The sequence below is a fragment of the Pseudoalteromonas sp. A3 genome, from assembly GCF_025942345.1.
In the GTDB taxonomy this organism is placed as follows: Bacteria; Pseudomonadota; Gammaproteobacteria; order Enterobacterales; family Alteromonadaceae; genus Pseudoalteromonas; species Pseudoalteromonas atlantica.
Genome location: NZ_JAPCKL010000004.1, coordinates 203,211 through 223,636, shown reverse-complemented (window position 1 = coordinate 223,636; position 20,426 = coordinate 203,211). Strand labels below are relative to the sequence as shown.

19 protein-coding genes and 1 other RNA gene are annotated in these 20,426 nt (G+C 40.6%); 10 read left to right on the top strand and 10 right to left on the bottom strand.

What is annotated here, in order from left to right:
• Positions 1-9 precede the first annotated feature (9 nt).
• Complete coding sequence (locus tag OIZ54_RS09865) at positions 10-432, top strand: type IV pilin protein (RefSeq protein WP_024032268.1); 423 nt, start codon at positions 10-12, stop codon at positions 430-432.
• A gap of 14 nt (positions 433-446) precedes the next feature.
• Here OIZ54_RS09865 and OIZ54_RS09860 read toward each other — a convergent pair whose 3' ends face one another.
• On the bottom strand, positions 447-977 hold the full coding sequence (locus tag OIZ54_RS09860) for a GspH/FimT family pseudopilin (protein WP_096739290.1): 531 nt from the start codon (positions 975-977) through the stop codon (positions 447-449).
• Between the two features lie 79 nt (positions 978-1,056).
• Positions 1,057-1,608, bottom strand: a complete 552-nt coding sequence (locus tag OIZ54_RS09855; protein ID WP_248442860.1) for a GspH/FimT family pseudopilin — start codon at positions 1,606-1,608, stop codon at positions 1,057-1,059.
• 179 nt (positions 1,609-1,787) lie between these two features.
• Here OIZ54_RS09855 and OIZ54_RS09850 point away from each other — a divergent pair, with 179 nt between their 5' ends.
• Entirely contained in the window at positions 1,788-2,126 is a 339-nt protein-coding gene (locus tag OIZ54_RS09850; protein WP_004588371.1) for a P-II family nitrogen regulator, read from the top strand.
• 236 nt (positions 2,127-2,362) lie between these two features.
• Here the strand turns inward: OIZ54_RS09850 and OIZ54_RS09845 are convergent, their stop codons facing one another.
• Positions 2,363-2,731, bottom strand: a complete 369-nt coding sequence (locus OIZ54_RS09845) for a hypothetical protein (RefSeq protein WP_248442861.1) — start codon at positions 2,729-2,731, stop codon at positions 2,363-2,365.
• A 57-nt stretch (positions 2,732-2,788) separates the two neighbouring features.
• On the opposite strand from OIZ54_RS09845, the gene OIZ54_RS09840 reads away from it, so the two are divergent.
• On the top strand, positions 2,789-3,325 hold the full coding sequence (locus OIZ54_RS09840; RefSeq protein WP_248442862.1) for a GNAT family N-acetyltransferase: 537 nt from the start codon (positions 2,789-2,791) through the stop codon (positions 3,323-3,325).
• 96 nt (positions 3,326-3,421) lie between these two features.
• Positions 3,422-5,095 carry a gamma-glutamyltransferase gene (ggt, locus tag OIZ54_RS09835; RefSeq protein ID WP_248442863.1) on the top strand — a complete coding sequence of 558 codons (1,674 nt, stop codon included), beginning with the start codon at positions 3,422-3,424 and terminating at the stop codon, positions 5,093-5,095.
• Positions 5,096-5,139: 44 nt separating this feature from the next.
• Here ggt and OIZ54_RS09830 read toward each other — a convergent pair whose 3' ends face one another.
• Positions 5,140-6,342: an aromatic amino acid transport family protein gene (locus OIZ54_RS09830; RefSeq protein ID WP_248442864.1), complete on the bottom strand. Its 1,203-nt coding sequence runs from the start codon at positions 6,340-6,342 to the stop codon at positions 5,140-5,142.
• A gap of 206 nt (positions 6,343-6,548) precedes the next feature.
• Here OIZ54_RS09830 and OIZ54_RS09825 point away from each other — a divergent pair, with 206 nt between their 5' ends.
• Positions 6,549-7,436 carry a DMT family transporter gene (locus tag OIZ54_RS09825; protein WP_248442865.1) on the top strand — a complete coding sequence of 296 codons (888 nt, stop codon included), beginning with the start codon at positions 6,549-6,551 and terminating at the stop codon, positions 7,434-7,436.
• A gap of 13 nt (positions 7,437-7,449) precedes the next feature.
• On the opposite strand, the gene OIZ54_RS09820 is transcribed toward OIZ54_RS09825, so the two are convergent.
• Complete coding sequence (locus tag OIZ54_RS09820) at positions 7,450-8,328, bottom strand: flagellar protein MotY (protein WP_054983043.1); 879 nt, start codon at positions 8,326-8,328, stop codon at positions 7,450-7,452.
• Between the two features lie 362 nt (positions 8,329-8,690).
• On the opposite strand from OIZ54_RS09820, the gene rnt reads away from it, so the two are divergent.
• Positions 8,691-9,383, top strand: coding sequence for a ribonuclease T (rnt, locus tag OIZ54_RS09815; protein WP_248442866.1), 693 nt, complete (start codon positions 8,691-8,693; stop codon positions 9,381-9,383).
• On the opposite strand, the gene OIZ54_RS09810 is transcribed toward rnt, so the two are convergent.
• The gene (locus OIZ54_RS09810; RefSeq protein ID WP_248442867.1) at positions 9,367-10,992 is read right to left on the bottom strand and encodes a DUF342 domain-containing protein; all 1,626 of its coding nucleotides are present in this window, start codon (positions 10,990-10,992) and stop codon (positions 9,367-9,369) included. The two genes, rnt and OIZ54_RS09810, sit on opposite strands and share 17 nt — an antisense overlap.
• Positions 10,993-11,258: 266 nt before the next feature.
• On the opposite strand from OIZ54_RS09810, the gene ssrA reads away from it, so the two are divergent.
• Positions 11,259-11,615: a transfer-messenger RNA gene (gene ssrA, locus OIZ54_RS09805) on the top strand.
• A gap of 87 nt (positions 11,616-11,702) precedes the next feature.
• Here the strand turns inward: ssrA and OIZ54_RS09800 are convergent.
• The 4 genes from OIZ54_RS09800 to mnmC all read right to left on the bottom strand — a co-directional run bounded on the left by OIZ54_RS09800 (position 11,703) and on the right by mnmC (position 16,533).
• Positions 11,703-12,770, bottom strand: coding sequence for a hypothetical protein (locus OIZ54_RS09800; RefSeq protein WP_264390301.1), 1,068 nt, complete (start codon positions 12,768-12,770; stop codon positions 11,703-11,705).
• A 355-nt stretch (positions 12,771-13,125) separates the two neighbouring features.
• Positions 13,126-13,761 carry an NAD(P)-binding oxidoreductase gene (locus OIZ54_RS09795; RefSeq protein ID WP_054983048.1) on the bottom strand — a complete coding sequence of 212 codons (636 nt, stop codon included), beginning with the start codon at positions 13,759-13,761 and terminating at the stop codon, positions 13,126-13,128.
• Between the two features lie 169 nt (positions 13,762-13,930).
• Complete coding sequence (locus OIZ54_RS09790; protein ID WP_029772569.1) at positions 13,931-14,254, bottom strand: hypothetical protein; 324 nt, start codon at positions 14,252-14,254, stop codon at positions 13,931-13,933.
• 269 nt (positions 14,255-14,523) lie between these two features.
• A complete protein-coding gene (gene mnmC / locus OIZ54_RS09785) occupies positions 14,524-16,533 on the bottom strand; it encodes a bifunctional tRNA (5-methylaminomethyl-2-thiouridine)(34)-methyltransferase MnmD/FAD-dependent 5-carboxymethylaminomethyl-2-thiouridine(34) oxidoreductase MnmC (RefSeq protein ID WP_264390299.1) in 2,010 nt (669 codons plus the stop codon).
• Between the two features lie 181 nt (positions 16,534-16,714).
• Here mnmC and fabB point away from each other — a divergent pair, with 181 nt between their 5' ends.
• From fabB to OIZ54_RS09770, 3 genes are all read left to right on the top strand, one after another.
• Positions 16,715-17,929 (top strand): beta-ketoacyl-ACP synthase I, encoded by a 1,215-nt coding sequence (gene fabB / locus OIZ54_RS09780; RefSeq protein ID WP_264390298.1) that lies wholly within the window; start codon positions 16,715-16,717, stop codon positions 17,927-17,929.
• A gap of 112 nt (positions 17,930-18,041) precedes the next feature.
• Complete coding sequence (locus OIZ54_RS09775; protein WP_264390296.1) at positions 18,042-19,163, top strand: 4-phosphoerythronate dehydrogenase; 1,122 nt, start codon at positions 18,042-18,044, stop codon at positions 19,161-19,163.
• 45 nt (positions 19,164-19,208) lie between these two features.
• Positions 19,209-20,225 carry an aspartate-semialdehyde dehydrogenase gene (locus tag OIZ54_RS09770; protein WP_004588395.1) on the top strand — a complete coding sequence of 339 codons (1,017 nt, stop codon included), beginning with the start codon at positions 19,209-19,211 and terminating at the stop codon, positions 20,223-20,225.
• The last annotated feature ends 201 nt before the right edge of the window (positions 20,226-20,426 follow it).

Sequence of the window (20,426 nt, the reverse complement as noted above, 5' to 3'; positions counted from 1 at the left end):
GGAATATTAATGAATAAACAAGCACGCGGATTCACGTTGATAGAGTTAATGATAGCCGTAGCTATTGTAGGTATTTTAGCCTCAATAGCACTGCCTAATTATACTGAGTATGTAAAACGCTCTTCTCGGGCCGAGGCCGCAGCGGCGCTTTTAGACGCTGCAAACAAACAAGAGCAGTACTTCGTAGATAATCGTGAGTACACAGAGACATTCTCAGACTTAGGTATACAAGAGACCACAGAAAACGGCCATTTTGAGCTGTCGATTGATGTGGATGATGACGATAATACGTTTACAATTACTGCAAAACCTATTGCGGGTGCTGTAAAAGGCGACGGTGACTGCACGCAAATTACAATTACTGACACAGGCTATAAAGGCGCAAAAGGCAGTAAAGGTAATTCAGATGTTGAGTATTGCTGGGGACGTTAACTTAATCGGGTTAACTAGTCGCTCTGACATTTGTCGGTTGATTTAATTCGTATACGGCCTGTTTGACTGACAGATAAAGCCAGCCCCTCAAGGTTGGCTTTATCTTTATTTGGGCAATATATAAATGTTCCATTTTGAAAACCATTTAAAGAGCCATCGGGCCGAAAGGTAATTGCACTTCGGGGGTATTGCATAGAATCTGCATCATGGATTTTTGCAAATGTGCTTATTAATAAGTCGTCGGTGTCTAATGACGTAGACTTGTCGTTATCAATAAATAGCGACATTTGCCCATCCCACTCATCTTTAGTGCATTGATTATCTTTTAAAGCACACAAAGTAACATAAGTACCATTTTCAATAGCGTAAAGGCGGCCATAATTAATGTTTCTGTGCAGCAAATTAACATGATTGTCGGCTCGGTTTTTCGCTAAAAAGTCAGGAAAAACCGATAGAGAAATTTGGCTAACAATACTCACAATAGCAATAGATGCCATTAATTCTAAAAGCGTATAGCCAGCCTGAGTTTGGGTAGATAACCTCATCCCTGAAGCCCTGAGTCAAAAAATGTATTAGCTCAGTGTAGTAAATGATAAAAATATGACAACTTAAATTGTATTTTTTTTAACCGCATTTAAGTGCACTGTCACCGGCATAAAAAGCAGTACCTGATTGCGATAAAGTAAGCGCTTTATTATTTTCAGTGCCACCATTGGGGCAAAAAACAAAGTCACCTGGGTTTGTGGTAATTCGTCCACTGGTATTAAAGCGCAAGCGACGCTCATTTCCTGTAAAGGTTAACTTGTCGTTACCTGATATTTCTTCCATGACTCTAAGCAGTGTATCGGAAGCGCCATTATAGTGCCCATCGTTATCTACATCGATAAATACAACAATAATTTTATTCTCGTCCCACTTTTTGTTGCAGTTGAAAGTGTCTTTGCTGTTTTTAATTTTACCTTGGCCAGTAGGGCACAAAACAACAATTTCATCTGTACTGGCGGCTTGTGAGCGAGCAAAGCTAATATTGCGCTTTAGTTCAAGCAAGAAATTCTCAGCGCGGTTTTCCTCAAGCATATCGCTACTGTCCCAAAGAGCTATAGAGGCGATAATACCGACTATGGCTACTGCCACCATGAGCTCTAATAAAGTTAAACCGGTTTGGAATTTTTTCATATTATTTATACCTACTACATTTGTTATTATTATAGCTAGTTGAGAAAGATTTATAATTCAGACTTATAAATAATTATACCACGCTTGGTTGTTTTATCATCGAATTCAATTGCTTTGTTTGCTATGAACTCCATGATTGTCTAAAATCGAGGCAACTAAAGCTTTAATAAGTAGTGAGCATGAAAAAAATAGAAGCAATCATCAAACCGTTTAAGTTAGACGACGTACGCGAAGCCCTATCAGATGTAGGTATTACGGGTATGACTGTAAGTGAAGTAAAAGGTTTTGGTCGTCAAAAAGGTCACACAGAACTTTACCGTGGCGCTGAGTACATGGTGGATTTTTTACCTAAGGTAAAACTTGATATTGTGCTAACCGATGAAGATGTTGAACGCGCTATAGAAGTAATAGTAAAAACAGCGCAAACAGGCAAAATTGGTGATGGTAAAATATTTGTCACAGATGTTGAGCGTGTAGTACGTATACGCACCGCAGAAGAAGACGAAGAAGCGATTTAATTATAGTAATAAGCGCATAAATAAAAAGGCTGCAAATAATGTTATTTGCAGCCTTTTTTGTAAATACTATTTAATACCAATCAGCAATAATAATTAAGTATTTTAAGGGTCTAAGCCTCACGCTAAGTGCGTTAAAAACGCTTGTTAAGAACACCTAAATAGCAATTTTTTACTTACTAAACGATGTTTTTACCTCAAAGCAAATTACTTAATTAAATGAATTAGTATCAATAATATTACTGTTTTTCAGCATGTTCTTCACGCGCTTCTTCAATTTCTTCAGCGATTTCTTGCGCTTCTTGCTTTGTTTTTTCGGTTAATTCACCCGCGGCTTCTTTGCTTTTTATCCATGCATCAACGGCAATCTCTTTGCCATCGTCGTACATGTCTAAGCCCATTGCTTTACTTTGTTCAAGCAACTCATTTAATGACTCATCATTTTTAAGCTCTGTGGCTTTATCTTTTACATCGTTCCATGTGTCACCAAGCTGCTCTTGCATTTGCGCGCTTTTATCTTTTGCATCTTCTTGTACTTCCTGAGCATCTTCACAGCCCGTTAGTGTAATTAAAGTGCCTAATAAAGCTAAACCTGCTAATTTGTTCATGTGCTATCTCTCCTTAGAGACAAATAATTAATTCCACTTAATAATAGAACAGCGAAGATGAACACACCTGTAACAACACGCTTAAATTTCAAATTAATGAATGAACACGATTGGCCGCTGCTGCATGAGCTAGATCAAGACCCCGCGGTAATGAAATACATAAACCGAGGAACGCCTTCGACATTAAAACAAATTAAAGAAATAGGGATCCCCAGAATGCTTGCCTATAAAAATGCAAACAAAGGCTGGGGGCTGTGGAAAATCACCCTTAAAAAAGAGGACTCTTTTATAGGGTGGGTGCTTGTTAGGCCTATGCACTTTTTTACTCAAACTCCCGATTTTACAAATATTGAAATAGGGTGGCGCCTTAAGCAATCTAGTTGGGGACAGGGTTATGCAACGGAGGCGGCTAGTGCATTATGTAACGCCTTAAAAATGCAGCCAGAGATAAAAACACTATCTGCAATGGCACTGGCCGATAATAAAGCTTCAATTAGCGTCATGCAAAAGCTGGGATTTACCTGGGTTAAAAACTATATACACACTGATGAACAAGGCGATTTGGATGCCGTTTTATACGCAAAGGCGTTATAGCATACAAAAAAATCACTTGTATAAACATTGACCTAACGTTCTATGGTATGCATAAATGAGCCAAGCGAGATTCAAATAATAAAGTAAGGATGTTTTATGGGGTTATTTTTTCGACCAAGCCGGCTCATTGTTAAGAGTGTGTTGATTGCACAATTTTGTATATTTAGCGTGCAGGCGGAGCAAGTTACTAAAAGCGCTGTCGCAATGCCTGACTCGTTTAGTGCAGATACAGCACAAGCTATTTTAGAACAAGGTGGAAATGCTGTTGATGCGGCTATTGCTGCGCAATTTGTATTAGCGGTAACGCTTCCCGAAGCCGGAAATATTGGCGGGGGAGGCTTTATGCTTATACAAAAAGAGGGAAAAGGCGACTTTATAGACTATCGCGAAACGGCTCCCCAAGCAGCGCACAGAGATATGTATTTAGATGCCAAGGGCGATGTAATTAAAAACAAGTCAATTTATGGTATTCATGCAAGTGGTGTACCAGGGAGCGTAGCCGGTATGTGGCTGGCGCATCAAAAACACGGCACCTTAAAATGGCAAACATTAGTACAGCCAGCGGTTACCCTAGCAGAGCAAGGCTTTAAAGTGCCGCCCAAATTGGCTCAGGGGGTCGCACAATACATTGCTCATCTAGACAAACAAAATATAAATGTAAATTTTAAACACTATTTTGCAGATATAAAAGCAAATCAGATTTTTAAACAGCCCGAGCTAGCCGCTACTTTAAAGCGCATAAGAGATAACGGTCAAGACGGGTTTTATAAAGGCGAAACAGCCCGCATTATTGCCAACTTTATGCACCAGCACGGCGGCATTATTAACCAAACTGATTTGGCTAATTACACGGCTGTGTCGCGCACGCCGATTAAAGCTAACTGGAACGGTTATGAAGTATTAACCTCTCCACCACCAAGCTCTGGCGGAATAGCTATTTTGCAGTGGCTAAAAATGTTTGAGCTTAAAAAAAGCGAAATGGGGCTGGTACATAACTCTACTCAATATGTACATTTACTTGCTGAAATAGGTAAACGTGTGTTTGCCGATAGAGCAGAGTACTTGGGCGATCCGGACTTTTTTGATGTACCAGTGACTGAGCTTACTCATATTGATTACCTAAAAGCGCGCAGTAAAGATATTTCTTTAACAGCTATTTCAACCACCGAAAACATAAAACCAGGCCTCAAAGAAAGTGAACAAACCACGCATTTTTCTATTATTGATAAAATGGGTAATGCAGTGGCCAATACCACAACGATTAATTTAAGCTTTGGTAGTGGCGTTGTGGTTGAAGGTGCAGGCTTTATATTAAATGACGAAATGGACGACTTTAGCGCTAAACCTGGGGTAATGAACGCCTTTGGTGCGCTCGGCGGTAAAGCCAATGAAATTCAGCCTCAAAAGCGTATGCTTAGCTCAATGTCGCCAACCATACTGCTCAAAAACAACAGCGTTAAAATGGTCACAGGCTCGCCTGGGGGCACAACAATTATTAGCTCGGTGTATCAATCTATTTTAAATGCGGTTGAATTTAACATGGGCGCCAACGATATTGTTAATAGCACGCGGTTTCATCATCAGTTATGGCCTAAAAACGTAATCAGAACAAACGCAGGGCTCAGTGAAAACACTCAAGCTGAACTTATAAAAATGGGCTACACACTGAATGAACGCCGTTTTGGCGATTTGCAGGTTATTGTAAATAAAGACGGTGAGTTACAAGCAGCTTCTCAGGCTACAGGCCGTGGTGAGTCTCGGGTATTTTAACATTTTTAACTAACCCCTTTAAGCTAAAGGGGTTAGTTTTGTTATTAACCAATAGCGGGTACTAATCCCAACATTTGCATAAATTGGGCGACAATAATTACAACGCCGCACAGCCCTGCCACCGCTAAACCCATATTACCACTTCGCACTTGGTATCCCGTTTGAGGGCCCGATTTACGCTGCTTATACACCATAGAAACCGGTAAAAATATTGCTAATACCACAAGGGCGATGGCTGCATAGCCTAGCGCCATTATAAATCCCTGAGGGTAAAATAACGCAAACCCTAAAGGGGGAATAAAAGTAATTAGTGCGGTTTTTATTCTTTCTGATTTGGTGTCGCCTTTATTAAATGCATCAGCAAAAAAATCAAATAACCCTAAGCTAACACCTAAAAAAGAGGTGGCCAATGCTAAGTCGGCAAACAGTGTAACAGCGCTTGTTACCTGCGGATTATGCGCAATATTTGCCACACTCTCTACAAAGCCTGTTAAGCCATTACTATTGAGTAAATCACTTTGCTGCATAATCCCTTGGCTAAGCAGTTGCCAAAAAATATAAATCACTAAAGGTAAAGCAGCCCCTGCAATCATTACCTTACGCAATACTTTTGTTTCTAGCCCCACATACTTAACAATTGACGGAATAGAGCCATGAAAACCAAATGAGGTAAAAATAACGGGTAAGGCAGATAAAATCAGCCCTTGCTCAACGGGCATTTCAAGTAAGTGCTTACCTTGTACATAGGGTGTAAGCATATAAAACAAGCTGCCTAGTACTAAAATTTTAATCGTAAATAACACGCGGTTAAGTTTATCTACTTTACTGGTGCCTAAAGTAACCACGCTACCTATTACAATGGCTAAAACAATAGAGGCAATTTGGGGCGCTATGTTTATGCTCAAATCACTATTAATACGCGACTGTAACTGCGCGCCACCCCCGGCTATATAGGCTGCGCACAGGGCGTAAAACAAAAATATCATCGAAAAGTTAGCAACGTACTGGCCGCGTTTTCCTAACCAGCGCTTTGCTAAGGTGTTTAACGTTGCATCTCTAGGGGCGTATTGGTGGAGCTCTAGCATTAATAAAGCGGTGTAGGTCATCAGTAACCAACTGGCTATTATCAGTGCAAGCGCGGTATTAAATCCAAGCCCTGCAGAGGCTATTGGCAATGCCAGCATACCTGCGCCTATGGTGGTGCCTGCAACAATTAACATGCTGCCTATTGTTTTATTTTTAAGCACTTAACTATCCTAAAATGTGTGAGAGGCACTCAAGATATAACTAGTTACTTAAAACATAAATAGTTTTGTAATAAATGCCGGTAAATAATAATGTAACTATGAATTTACAGCTGTATTTAGACGTTTATATATGTACTGCGTATTACTTTCGCGCGTATAATTTACTTTAATAGGGTTTCTACCTCCTCAGTGCAAAGGAATGGCGTGTGTCAGTTAAATTATCTTATTTACTACTTGTCATTATTTGGTGTACTACGCCTTTAGGTATTGTATGGAGCAGTGAAACTGTAGCACCAACCCTCGCCGTTTTAATGCGCATGATTATAGGCTTATTTGTTGCTGGGTTAATTGTTGCTATAGCCAATATTCGTGTACCTTGGAGCAAAAACGCGTGCACGTTATATGCATACTCCAGTTTGGGTATTTTTGGCGGTATGTCATTAAGTTACATGGCTGCTACCACAGTACCTTCAGGTATTATTTCATTAGTGTTTGGCCTTGCGCCTATTCTCTCTGGCTTTTTAGCACAAAGGTTACTTAATGAGCCTAAATTTAGCCCTATTAAATTAATAGCGCTGAGCTGTGCATTAATAGGCCTTTATTTTGTAAGTTATAACCAGCTACAAACCTCACAAACTCAGGGCATAGGGCTGATGTATGTGTTAATGGCGGTTACTTTATTTAGTCTTAGTGGGGTGATGATCAAACGTGTAAAAATTGCTATTCACCCTATGGCAACCACTTTTGGAGCGCTGGTTTTTGTTACTCCTTTATTTGGGCTGCTGTGGTGGCTGGTAGATGGGCAAATAAGTATGGATTATTGGAGTGCTCGCTCGTTATGGAGTATTGCGTATTTAGGTATTTTTGGCTCGATTGTAGGGGCTTTAGCGTATTTTCATGTATTACAAAAGTTAAACGCCAGTACTGTAGCCTTAAGTAGTTTAATAACACCAAGTTTTGCATTAGCGCTAGGCGCATTACTTAATAACGAGCCTTTAAGTCAGGAGCTCATTATAGGTGCCATAATTATATTTTTGAGCCTAACGTTTTTTCAGTTTGGCGATAAGCTCATAAAGCGGCGCAGCGGTAGTTAGCAGTTTAGGGCGGTTACATTTTTGCTATTTGAATAATTAAACGACGGTTTTTATTTCGCCCTAAAATATTTTCGTTAGTATCAACAAAACGTTTTTCACCTAGGCCTGTGGTTTCTACTTTGCCCTCATCAACACCTAAGCTGACCATATAATCTTTTATAGCTTTAGCACGCTTACGCGATAAATCTAAGTTATTCCAACGGCCACCGTAGCTATCGGTATACGAATCAATACTTATAGACTCAATACTGGTATCATTTTTTAAATACTCAGCAATTTTATCTAAGCGCTTTTGCGACTCTTTAGTGAGCTTACTGCTATTTGATTGGTAGTTCATTACAGTAAATGAAATATCTTCAAAGCTGTATGGTAAAAGTTCATCGCGGCACTGCAAAAACGCCCAATAGGCTTGTTTAAAATTAACGCTTGAAATACCAACGGCAATTTTGTCGGCACTATTTTGCCAGTCTTGGTAGTAAAAGGTAGGATGAAACCCTTTTTCAAGTTCAGTTAGCATTTCCCATGCGGTTTTATTACCAAGCTCACCATCAAACTTTTTAAGTAACTTCATCGTGGTTATATCACGCGCGGGCAGGCCTGAACGCCATGCTGGTGGCACCGCCTTTAAACCGGCTATATCGTAATTGTCGGGGCGCACAACCATATCTAGATTAAAGGTTAGGTTTTTGTTTTTACTAGCCGATGCCTTAAATATGGCCTCACCGTAGTAGGGCACTTCGTGGTTTAATTGACACTGTAAGCGTGTTGTTTTTATAACTTCCCAATTGGAGTTATCTTGATTTGCGCTGTATTGGCGCATAGCCGCTTGCGATGAATAACTCATCAAGGCGGTGCCAAGGCTTACGCTAATAAAAAACAACTTACACTTCATAAAACGCTCCGGTTAATCTACTAAGCCAATATTTTGGCGTACGGCTAAAGTAGGGCTCTATACCAACTTAATTAAAAACATAATCTTTGTATCGTATTAAATAGCCCACTCACTGCGTTAAACTTACTGATGTAAAACAAAGCTATAAATAATTTCGCCTTGTTATTGCGCTATTTTCTAAGCGCCATACTAGTATCCGTAATTTAATGCGATGGGAATTAATAACAGCCAATACAATTAGCAGTTATTTAAAAGCAAATAGCATGCCTACAATATATTAATTAAATAATTTATAAAGCCCTAGCCGAGTAGCCCCCAATTTTGACATAATAGTGAGCTTATCCTCATAAACCAAGAAGACTATGGCAAATACTGAGCAAACACTTTTCGCACAACGCTTTCGCGGCTTTTTTCCTGTTGTTATTGATGTAGAAACCGCCGGCTTTAATAAAGAAACCGACGCCTTACTTGAAATTGCCGTATCAATTTTAAAAATGGATGACGAAGGGTTACTCAGCATAGATCATACCGTTCATTTTCATGTAGAGCCTTTTGAAGGCGCTAATATTGAACAAGCCGCAATTGAATTTAACGGCATAGACCCGTTTAGCCCGTTGCGCGGCGCTGTACCAGAAGACGAAGCAATTAAAGAAATTTGTAAAGCAGTACGTAAAGCGCAAAAAGCTGCTGGGTGTCAACGCTCAGTTGTAGTGGCACATAATGCAGCCTTTGATCATGGCTTTTTAAATGCAGCCATTGAGCGTAACAATATTAAGCGTACGCCATTTCATCCATTTGTGAGTTTTGACACAACCTCGCTTGCAGGGTTAGCTTTAGGCCAAACGGTACTAGCTAAAGCATGTAGAGCCGCGGGGATTGAGTTTGATAACAGCCAAGCACACTCGGCACTTTACGATACAGAACGCACAGCAGAGCTATATTGTTTAATAGTAAATCGTTGGCAAGAGCTAGGGGGCTGGCCACTAGCGCCACTACCTGAAAATGACGCCCAAGAAACTGAAAACACCGAAGAGGATACTAAAACGACTGAGTGATCTTTCCCTCAGAAAGTTTTACTAAGTGGGGTGGGTAAATACGCGAAAACTGTTTTGTGTCTTTTGCTATTTTAAGCTCCACACCTGGGTGCATTATTTCGTTAATTTTAAGTCGGCTAGTTGCCAATAGCTGAGAAATTTTTTGCTTCACCAATCTTTTTTGACGTTGTACGTGCATAGCGCGAGTTTTTATATGCTGCTCATTAGCGGCAATTTTATCTAGTAGCTGTTGGCGTTGAGCAGCAACTGGAATTTTTATCGCTTTTTCTTTAGCTTGTTTAAGTGCAGATGTTTTACTTGCCAACACTTTTTCAAAATCAATTATTTGAGACTGCTTTGAGCGCAGTTCATGCCAGTTTTGAGCTAAAAACACACGGGTTTTAGTCCCTGCCGGCGCACCTAGCTCACCTGTTTCAATACGCATAGCATCAAGAATATTTCCCCCAATTATTTTGCCGCGAGGGTTACCTGCTTTACCAACACGTATTAAGCGCCTTGCACTTAAATTACAATGCAATGCTTGGCGTTCTATAAATAAATCTTGCGCACTTTTAATATTACAGTACTGGGCATAACCAATAGAAATAGTACGCTGGGCTGAAATTTCGCAAGTAAATGCTTCTTCATTTTCACGCTTACGGCCAATAGCGCCGAGCATAATAGTTACCGCGCTTTGGCTTTCAATCGTGCCTGATTCAACAAACCCCAATACAGTAATATCGCCATTGGCTTTAACCCGCATACCATCTTTTACATCACCAGAGATAATTACACTGCCATCAAAATCAACATGACCTGTACTTACATCTACATTATGAAAACACAAAACATCGTCAACCCGCATGCCTCTAGGTAAGGCCACAGGCACACCTTTACAATCAGCGATGAGCATGTTTGGGTTATTAGGATCTATTTTTGTGCCTTCAAAGGGCTGTAATTGATGCTCTTTACCAGGCTTTGCCTTGATCATATCGCCAAAAACCGTATAGCCATCTTCACCTGGAGTAGCTGCTACTCGCTGCATTAAAGGGGTGCCGGGTTTTACCGTAATAATAGCGCCAAGGTCTTTCATATCGACCTTGCCACCTTCTTTTGCTTGGGGGCTAAGTACGCGGTCTTGCGCTGTAGAGCAAAGGCGAACAAACCTCGCATCACTACCTTCTTTAGGGTTTCGGCCATGAGCCACAATAGCGCTGTATGATGTACCTGCAGGGTGAGAAAACTGCTGACCTAAAAACGTATCAAGTGCACGAGGACTAATGCCTTTTTTTACACCGGCTTTAACTAAAGCTGCTTGAGCTGCCTCCATAGAGAGTAATGCGCCGCCTTTGGCCGTGGTAAGCGTTGCCTCTGCAACCATGTTTTTTTCATCAACGTTAATAACAATGCTCGCGTCCGTGGCTTTGGCAATTACTAATGATTCTTGCTGATAATTTTTACTCGGTGAAAATAATTTACCAATATTGCCAGAGAGTACTTCAAACTCGCAATAATCCGACTGTTCAAGTAGCTCAATAAGTTGAGCACTCGTCACCGGAAATCCATTATCAATAGGGTGTGCAGATAACGCCAGCTCACCCGTTTGTTCATTAAATAAAAAAACCGACATTTATAAATTCCCTACGTAATATGCCTGTTATTATGATTATTACTTTTACTACTAAAGCCTTATAGCTAGTGTAAAATTTAACTCCTTATTTGAGCACAACTTGACCGACATGTTAAGTAAATGTTCAGTATTTGTTTGCTTTTTTACAAACTTGTGCTTGTTTACTGTTCAGTTGATTCAGTTAGCTAAAATAAAAGTGTCACACCCCTTGAGTATCAGTCGTTTACTCAGTTATACTGCCCTCACTGAAAGAAATTCATATTTCAGGGGCTGATTAGGATTCGACGGAATTCAAGAAGCCTGAGGTGCATGTCGAGGTGCGGTTTGCCTCGTAAAAAAGCCGCAATTTAAAGTAATCGCAAACGACGATAACTACTCTCTAGCAGCTTAGGCTGGCTAGCGCTCCTTCCATGTATTCTTGTGGACTGGATTTTGGAGTGTCACCCTAACACCTGATCGCGACGGAAACCCTGGCCGGGGTTGAAGCGTTAAAACTAAGCGGCCTCGCCTTTATCTACCGTGTTTGTCCGGGATTTAAAGGTTAATTAAATGACAATACTAAACATGTAGTACCGACGGTCGAGGCTTTTCGGACGGGGGTTCAAATCCCCCCAGCTCCACCAATACAGGTATTTAAGTTCGTTACTTAAAAACCATAAAAAACCGCCAATTTGAGCAATCAGATTGGCGGTTTTTTTTATGGTTTTAATTTATTCTGTGCTTGTAGCGGCTAGCTTCATTTTTATCGACCTTACTTTCATTTTAATACTAATAATAATAAGCGTTAAAAACGACATTAAGCTAATTAGTAGAGTTAAATCTAATATCGGTGACTTGGCGAGTTGTGTGTTTGTAGGTGTGACGGGCAAAGCGTCAGGCTTATTTTGTTGTTGCCTAATGTAGCTTTGGCTTATCCAATCAACGGCGTTTATCCATTGAATTTTATCAGGGTTATCATTACCAAGCTTGCTCATTACATGGGCGTCGTTATTAAGCGATTTAGCAAGGTTAATTAATTGCTCCCAAAATACATGTTCAGTGCCTAGCGCATCTATTTCTTGTAGGTGCTGCTTTAACCTTTCTGCGCCCATGCTGTTTATATTTGGTTGCTTTAGAATTTTTGCGTAACTGTTTATATGCGTTGAAAAACGAGCAAAATAGCTATCAACTTTTTGCTGCGCCCCTTGATTAAGCTCATCTGTGTTGTGGGTGTTAGGCAAGGTGACTTCTGGGTGCTTTTTTTGATTTGCTAAGTACTGCTTATAATGAACGTAATTTAATGTTGTTGAGGGCGAAGCTGATGAGCTGTCTATCATACTCATTTTAAGTGTGTTAAAGCTTATTACTGCTGAGCAAATAAGGCAGATGAATAATAAGCTATAACAAAAAAATAATGCGCTTTGCAGTGCTAATTTGGGCAAGGCGGCAGGGCTATTTACGCCGGATTTTTTAATGCTGGTTATTGTATTAGCTATGTTTTTTACAGCAGGCTCATTGTGAGCAACAACCAGTTTAGTACCCGCGGCACTTTGGGGTGCCCTTACACTTGCGTGCGGTTCTACTTTGGTTATTAAACCAAAACTTTTTAGTTTAGATTCTGTTTTAACTGCATCAATACTCGATAGGTCTTTGACGAGTGCGTAGGCTCGGCCATCAAATAATTTTACAGCGACATTATGAGGAATTTTTAAAAACTGACAGAGTTGCTCTTGTACGGTACTAATGTCAGCATTTTGGTGTAACTGACCATTAAAAATAATTTTAAATGAGGCGCTCACGCTATGTCCTTATTCGTGCAACTTCCATTGAGGAATTTTTATTATTGTTTTAACACGCTGTTAATTTACCAGATAAAATAAGGGGTTTCTAGTATTTAGCCTTATTAAACTAGTAAAAAAGCCTGAACAAAATTTACTCTGTTGAGTTTTTAACGCATTGTTTTACGGTGATTTTAGTGGAAGTGCTTGTTTTTCATGTTGTTTTATTAGGAACGCGGTGTGTAGGCTTTTATAAAGCGATTTAAACGTGTTGTTTACATTTAATAAATATAGTGAAGCAAGGGAGGGCGCGTGCGATTTAGCATTTAAATACGTTGCCCTTTGCAAGGGGGTTTACAAAGGGCAACCAGAGTGTTTATTTTACAGCTGCTTTAATGGGCGTTTCGCCGTCAAATAGCTCAAAAACGCGGTTGCCATTAAATGCGTTAGTAGCAATATGTAATAGGGCATTGGCAACGTTTTCGCGGCTAATTTTAGCTTTAGAACGATCGTTTGGCCGCTCGGTGGTTACTTTCATTGAGGCGCTTTCATCGGTCAGCCCACCTGGGCGCACTATGGTGTAGTTTAAGCCACTGTTGATAAGGTGCTCATCGGCCATATGTTTAGCAACTAAGTAAGGTTTTAAGTCACTTTCTATTGAGTCTGGATCGTCAGCGCCAATAGAGCTAATCATAATAAAATGCTTTACGCCATGCTCTTTAGCATACGTTGCTGCTTTGGTGGCTGCCCATAAATCAATAAGCACGGTTTTATCTGTGCCTGTACTTCCGCCCGAGCCAGCAGCAAAAATAACTTGATCGCAATCTTTTAGCGCACCAGAAAAATCTCCTTCGAGATCTTGCTCCACAATGCTTAAAAATGGACTATCTAAATCATCTAACTTACTTTTATCACGCACTAATGCAGATACATTTTGCTCATTGTTTAAAAGCAACTTGGTTGCCATTTTACCAATTTGTCCGCTAGCGCCAATAATTAGGGTCTTACTCATAATTAATTCCTTCTCAATTTAGTGTAAAGGTATTTAGTACAAATAGACCTTGGGGTAGGCATTCGTTTTTAAAGGGTAAAACGCTGTTTTTCTCTACAAAGTGGTTATTTAAAAGTAAATAAAAATAGAGTCTGAACTGAGCATGAAAATTAGCCGCTTTTTACTGTGTTTATTCAATCATTATACTGACTTCGGTAACATAATTATGATGGTATAAACTGATGCGAACAGCATGGTTTTGGTAGTTATAGTAAAGGGTGCGGTAGTTATTATCGCCTTTGCTGTTAATGGGATCACCAAGGGCCTGCTGATAAAATTTAGAAATAGCATCAATAGAAGCAGCTAAATACCCTGTTCTAACCAGCGGGTATTCGCCAGTTACATCCATGGTGGTGATGAATTCTTCAGGTAAGGGGATGGCGGTTACGTCTTGGCTAAATGTGTTAAACGATATAGCGGCGAGTAATGTTACAGCACAGGTTAAAGCTTTCATTGTTATCCTTTTATTGATACCCATCCGCATTCATACATATGGTGCGCATTGGTTATATAATACCAGTGCGCAATAATACTTAATCATTTTGCGGTGCTAACCGTGTCGCTACCTGTTTTAAAAAATTCTTATTTAGAACAACTAAATAGCGAACTTTTTTCTTAGCCATCAACAGGTTTTTCCAGCCTCAAAATTGATCACTTAATTAAGCGGATTGGTATAAATTCCTTTTATGGTTATTATTTTACGCAAAAAATGAATGATGTCATTTAAATTTTATTTCGTATTAAATCACGTACTATAAAACGCGCAGGGTGAATGGCCTGGCTTACACGCTCGCTGAGTGGGCGTGGTTCATTATTTAACGTGCTAATAAAGTGCTCGCTTAATAACGGTGCGCTGCATAATGCGCGCGCTCCAAATCCGGTAAAAATATGTAAGCCTTGTTGTGGCTTGCATAGAGGTGAGTATTGATAGCGTTTACCTAGGCGTAAATTAGCAAAGGCGGTGCTGTAATCGCTTTGCTCACACCATTGTCCTGCCATTGGCAAGTGATCTATAAATGTGCAGCGCACAGCTGCTTTAGCGCAGGTGATGTCACCTAATGTGGTGGCAAAGTCGCTTTGATGGTAAAAGCTAAGTAGTTGCTCATGGTTTAGCTGGTTGTCTTTGTCTGTAACGGCGCGACTTTTTGTGTTTTTTTCAAATGTAGCGCCCATACAGTGTTTACCTAAATAGGCGGGGGTAAAATAACCTTTATGGCACAACACGGTTTTAAGCTGCTTAGATTGTTCACTCGCTTGAATATGCGATACTTGACCACGTACCCCTACAATAGGTAATGCGTTTGTTTGTTCAAACGCATCGCTATGCTCACCTGCACATATTATTACATCACTAAAAGGGCCATATTGGGTATGCTTGTGGGTTAAATACCAGCCTGCATCGGTTTTAGTAAGCTGCTGTATATGGCAATTAAAATAGCTATTAATAGGGTTAAGGCTATTGGCCGCTTTTAGCATTGCCTCAACTAGCTGGGGTGGGTTTACCCAACCGCCTTGCTCAAAATAAACGCCGGGGTAGCCGGTTTTTACGCCCGCCAGTTTATCTCCTTGCTCTACAGTTACATTGCGCATTAAGGCTTGAGGCCATAACTGTTTTTGTTCTAAGTTTTGATGTTTATCGGCAAGAGGCTTTTTTACCGCATGTTGCAGTACACCGCACCAGCTATAATCAAAATTAAAGCCATTTTTTAGTAGTTGTTGGTAACTGCGTTTAGCGTATAAAAAACTGTGCGCAAATAATTCACTATGAGGTGAGTTTTTAGCTTGCAGATGGGGGTAAACCGCGCCTTGTACGTTATGCGAAGCGCCCATAGCTGGTTTTTCATCTTGACAAAATAGGCTACTTTTAATGCCACGCTTAGCCAAACTGTGCAAAATACAGCTACTCGCAATCCCACCGCCAATTACAGCAACATGCTCTAGCTTGGCAGGGGGTTGTTCAAAGTACGGGGGTGATGACTGTGCACTATTAGCGTGTGCTAATTGGCCTATCAGCATTTCGCGTTTACGGCCAAAGCCTTTCGCTTTTTGCATGCTAAAGCCTGCAGCTATTAAGCCTCGGCGTACAAAGCCTGCAGCGGTAAATGTGGCAAGTGTTGCATGCTTGCGCGATATATCAACCATGGCATTAAACACACTTTGTTGCCACATGTCAGGGTTTTTACTTGGTGCAAAGCCATCTAAAAACCACGCATCGACCACCCCTGATTGCGGGTAGCTCATTGCATTTATTGAATCAAGCACGTCGCCAAAATACAAATCAAGAATAACTTGGCCGTTATTAAATTCTATACGATGACAGCCGCCTAAGTTTATAGGGTAGTGCGTTATTAATTCGTCACTAAGCTTGTTTAATGTTGGCCACGCTTGCAGTGCTTTTTTTAGATCATCAGCATTAAGCGGGTATTTTTCAAACGAAATAAAATGCAACCGCTTAACCCGTTTGTCTACTTGATTTTGAACTTGTTGATTGGCAAGGTGGTCATTAAAGTGTTGCCATGCATTTAAAAAGTTTAAACCAGTACCAAAACCGGTTTCGGCAATAACAAAATGCGTTTGGTCATGATTTTGTAACCGCGCCTGTATATTGTTTTGTTGATAAAACACGTAATGCGATTCAGCAAGGCCGTCGTCATTAGAAAAATAAACATCGTCAAAGTTATCGGCTACCGGTGTGCCTACTTCATTAAAGTGTATTTGGGCGTTTTTTATCATGACTTATTAAATTTTTAGACAGTATTTTTTAATTATTTTACGGGTTTTCTTTGAAATAGTCTGGCGTTATTTATAAGCTATTAAATTCAGAGTACAGGTGTACGCTAGAAAGCTGACCACTTAACACCTAAAAACAGCGTAAAATACACAGTAATTTAGTATCAAGCTAAGGGAATTACCCATGAGAAGAGCCGTAATTACGGGTATCGGTGTTGTATCAAGCATCGGTAATAACAAACAAGAAGTATTAGAGTCACTAAAAGCGGGCAAAAGCGGTATTGCTTTTAACCAAGAATTTGCCGATTACAGCTTACGTAGTAATGTATCGGGCAAAATTGATATTGATGTTAAAGAACACGTAGACCGTAAAGCAATGCGCTTTATGGGTGATGCTGCTGCTTACTCTTATATTTCTATGAAGCAAGCAATTGAAGATGCTGGCTTATCTGATGAGCAAGTATCTAATGAGCGCACGGGTTTATTAGTTGGCTCTGGTGGTGGCTCTTCAAAGTGGCAAGTAGAAGCGGCCGATATTTTGCGCGAAAAAGGCGTAAAGCGTGTAGGTCCTTATATGGTTCCGCGTACGATGGCAAGCACGACATCGGCTTGTTTAGCAACGCCATTTAAAATTAAAGGCGTTAACTATTCTATAAGCTCTGCGTGTGCAACATCTGCACATTGTATTGGCCACGCTGTTGAGCAAATTCAATTAGGCAAGCAAGATGTTATTTTTGCCGGTGGTGGTGAAGAGCTTCACTGGACTCTTGCAATGGAATTTGACGCAATGGGCGCGTTATCTACCAAATATAACGAAACACCAGAAAAAGCATCACGTACGTACGATGCAAACCGCGATGGTTTTGTTATTTCTGCTGGTGGCGGTATTGTTGTAGTAGAAGAGCTTGAGCATGCACTTGCTCGTGGCGCACATATTTACGCAGAAATTGTAGGCTACGGTGCTACATCTGATGGCTACGACATGGTAGCACCGTCAGGTGAAGGCGCAGTACGCTGTATGCGCCAAGCAATGCAAGGTGTTGATACACCAATTGATTACTTAAACACGCACGGTACCTCTACGCCAGTAGGCGATGTTAAAGAGCTAGGCGCTATTCAAGAAGTGTTTGGTGGTAACTCGCCGCTTATTAGTGCGACTAAATCTTTAACGGGCCACGCACTAGGTGCTGCGGGTGTTCACGAAGCTATTTTCTCAATTTTAATGATGGAAAACGACTTTGTAGCGCCATCTATTAACGTAGATGAGCTAGATGAGCAAGCACAAGGCCTTAACATTGTAACTGAGCGCCGAGATGCACAGCTTAATACTGTTATGTCTAATAGCTTTGGTTTTGGTGGTACAAACGCCACATTAGTTATGAGCAAATATAAAGGTTAATTCGTTTTCTCTTTATAGTGATTAAAAGCCGAGCATTGCTCGGCTTTTTAGTTTGTGTAATGGCTCGGTTGTTCGTTACAATGGCGCCTCATTTTGCCATACGGACTCCCCAATGAAGATTCTTGCCGATCAAAACATGCCTTTAGTTGAGCAGTATTTTGCAGACTTTGGTGAGGTAACGCGCTTTGATGGACGAAACTTAACACCCGATGCGTTAATTGATGTTGATGTATTACTTACGCGTTCGGTTACTAAAGTAAACAGTGACTTGCTTGCCCACGCTAATAAATTAAGCTTTGTAGGTACCGCCACTATTGGTGTTGATCATATAGATACACAGTTACTAAACGATAAAGGCATTGCCTTTAGTAGTGCCCCAGGTTGCAATGCAGTGGCGGTGGCTGAGTATGTAATAAGTAGCTTGTTTTCCTTAAGCCAAGAAAACGCAGCCCCTTTAAGTGGTCAAACAATAGGTATTGTTGGGGTGGGTAACATTGGCAGCTGTTTAGCACAAAAACTAAAAGCACTTAATGTTGATGTTTTATTATGTGACCCAATTAAACATGAGCAGGGCTTATTAGCCGAGCATGTTGAGCTTGACGAACTACTTGAGCGCGTAGATGCGGTTACCTTTCATGTACCGCTGATTAAAACCGGTGAGCACAAAACGCATCATCTAATTGATGAAAAACGCCTTAAAGCGTTAAAGCCTGGGTTAGCAGTTATAAATGCGAGCCGCGGAGAAGTAATTGATAATCAAGCTTTGTTATCGGTTATGGAGCAAGGGGCAGACTTAGATTTGGTTTTGGATGTTTGGGAAAACGAGCCTAACATTTTAATTCCATTGCTTGATCATGTGCGCTATGCCAGCGTGCACATTGCCGGCCATACCCTTGAAGGAAAAGCCCGCGGCACACAAATGCTGTACCAAGCATTGTGTAAATTAAAAGGCGTAACCGCAGAAAAATCTCTCGCTGATTTTTTACCACAACCTGCTGTTACAAGCCTAAGTTTACAAAGCAGCTTTACTGAGGCTGATATTGCACGTTTAGTGCATTTAATTTACGACGTACGCCGTGATGATGGTATTTTGCTGCGCAACTTAGCAAAAGACGGGTTTGATAGTTTACGTAAAAACTACCCAGTCAGGCGTGAGTTTAGCACTTTAACGGTAAAAGGGAGTGCACAGCATACAGATGCACTCGCTCAGCTTGGCTTTAACACCGCAAACTAATTTAACTAGTAGTGTTGTTTTAACACTGCTTAAAGAGGATAAAATATGTCGCAAAAATATAACGTTGCTGTACTTGGCGCTACAGGCTTAGTAGGTCGTCAAATTATTGAAACCCTGGAAGATCGTAAATTTCCGGTAGACCAACTTTTTTTACTAGCCAGTAGCCGCAGCGCAGGTGAAGACATAAAGTTTCGTGGTGAAACCATTGAAGTGCAAGACGTAGAAGGCTTTGACTTTAGCCAGGCACACATAGGTTTGTTTTCAGCTGGTGGCAGTGTATCAGAAAAATACGCGCCAATTGCAGCCGATGCGGGCTGTGTTGTAATTGATAACACCTCACATTTTAGAAATGATTTTGAAGTACCGCTAGTGGTACCAGAAGTTAATGCAGCAAGCCTTGAAGACTTTAGAAATCGCAATATTATTGCAAACCCTAACTGCTCTACTATTCAAATGATGCTAGCGCTTAAACCAATTTACGATGCTTATGGTATTGACCGCATTAATGTATCTACATACCAAGCTGTATCTGGTGCAGGCAAAGAAGCCGTAGATGAATTAGCAAAGCAAACAGCTAATTTAATGAATGCTCGGCCAATGGAAAACGAAATTTTTCCTAAGCAAATTGCATTTAACGTTATCCCTCAAATAGATACCTTTGAAGATAACGGCTACACGCGCGAAGAAATGAAAATGGTAAACGAAACGCATAAAATTTTGGGCGATACCACTATTGCAGTCAACCCAACCTGTGTACGTGTACCTGTATTTTTTGGCCACTCTGAGTCAATCAACATTGAAACACGCATGCCGTATGACTTTGAGCACGTTAAACAGCTTTTAAATGATGCCCCAGGAGTCGAGCTTATTGAAGATGAGGGCGATTACCCAACCGCGGTTTCAGATGCCAGTGGTAATGATACAGTTTACGTAGGCCGCTTACGCGCTGATATTTCGCACCCTCATGGTTTAAATATGTGGGTTGTAAGTGATAACACCCGCAAAGGGGCTGCCACTAATAGTGTGCAAATAGCGGAAGAGTTAATCGCTAACTACTTATAAATACCCACTAATATTGTGTGTAAATTAAGCGGCAAACTTTTATAGTTTGCCGCTTTTGTATTTAAGGGAGCCAAATTATTGCCGCTTAGCGTTGCTACTAAACTAAACGCCTTGATCTATCACGATAAAATAGTATTAAGAATAAAGTTTTAAGGTATTTATTTTCAAAGCGTTGCAATGGATATTAGGCCGCAACTGGTT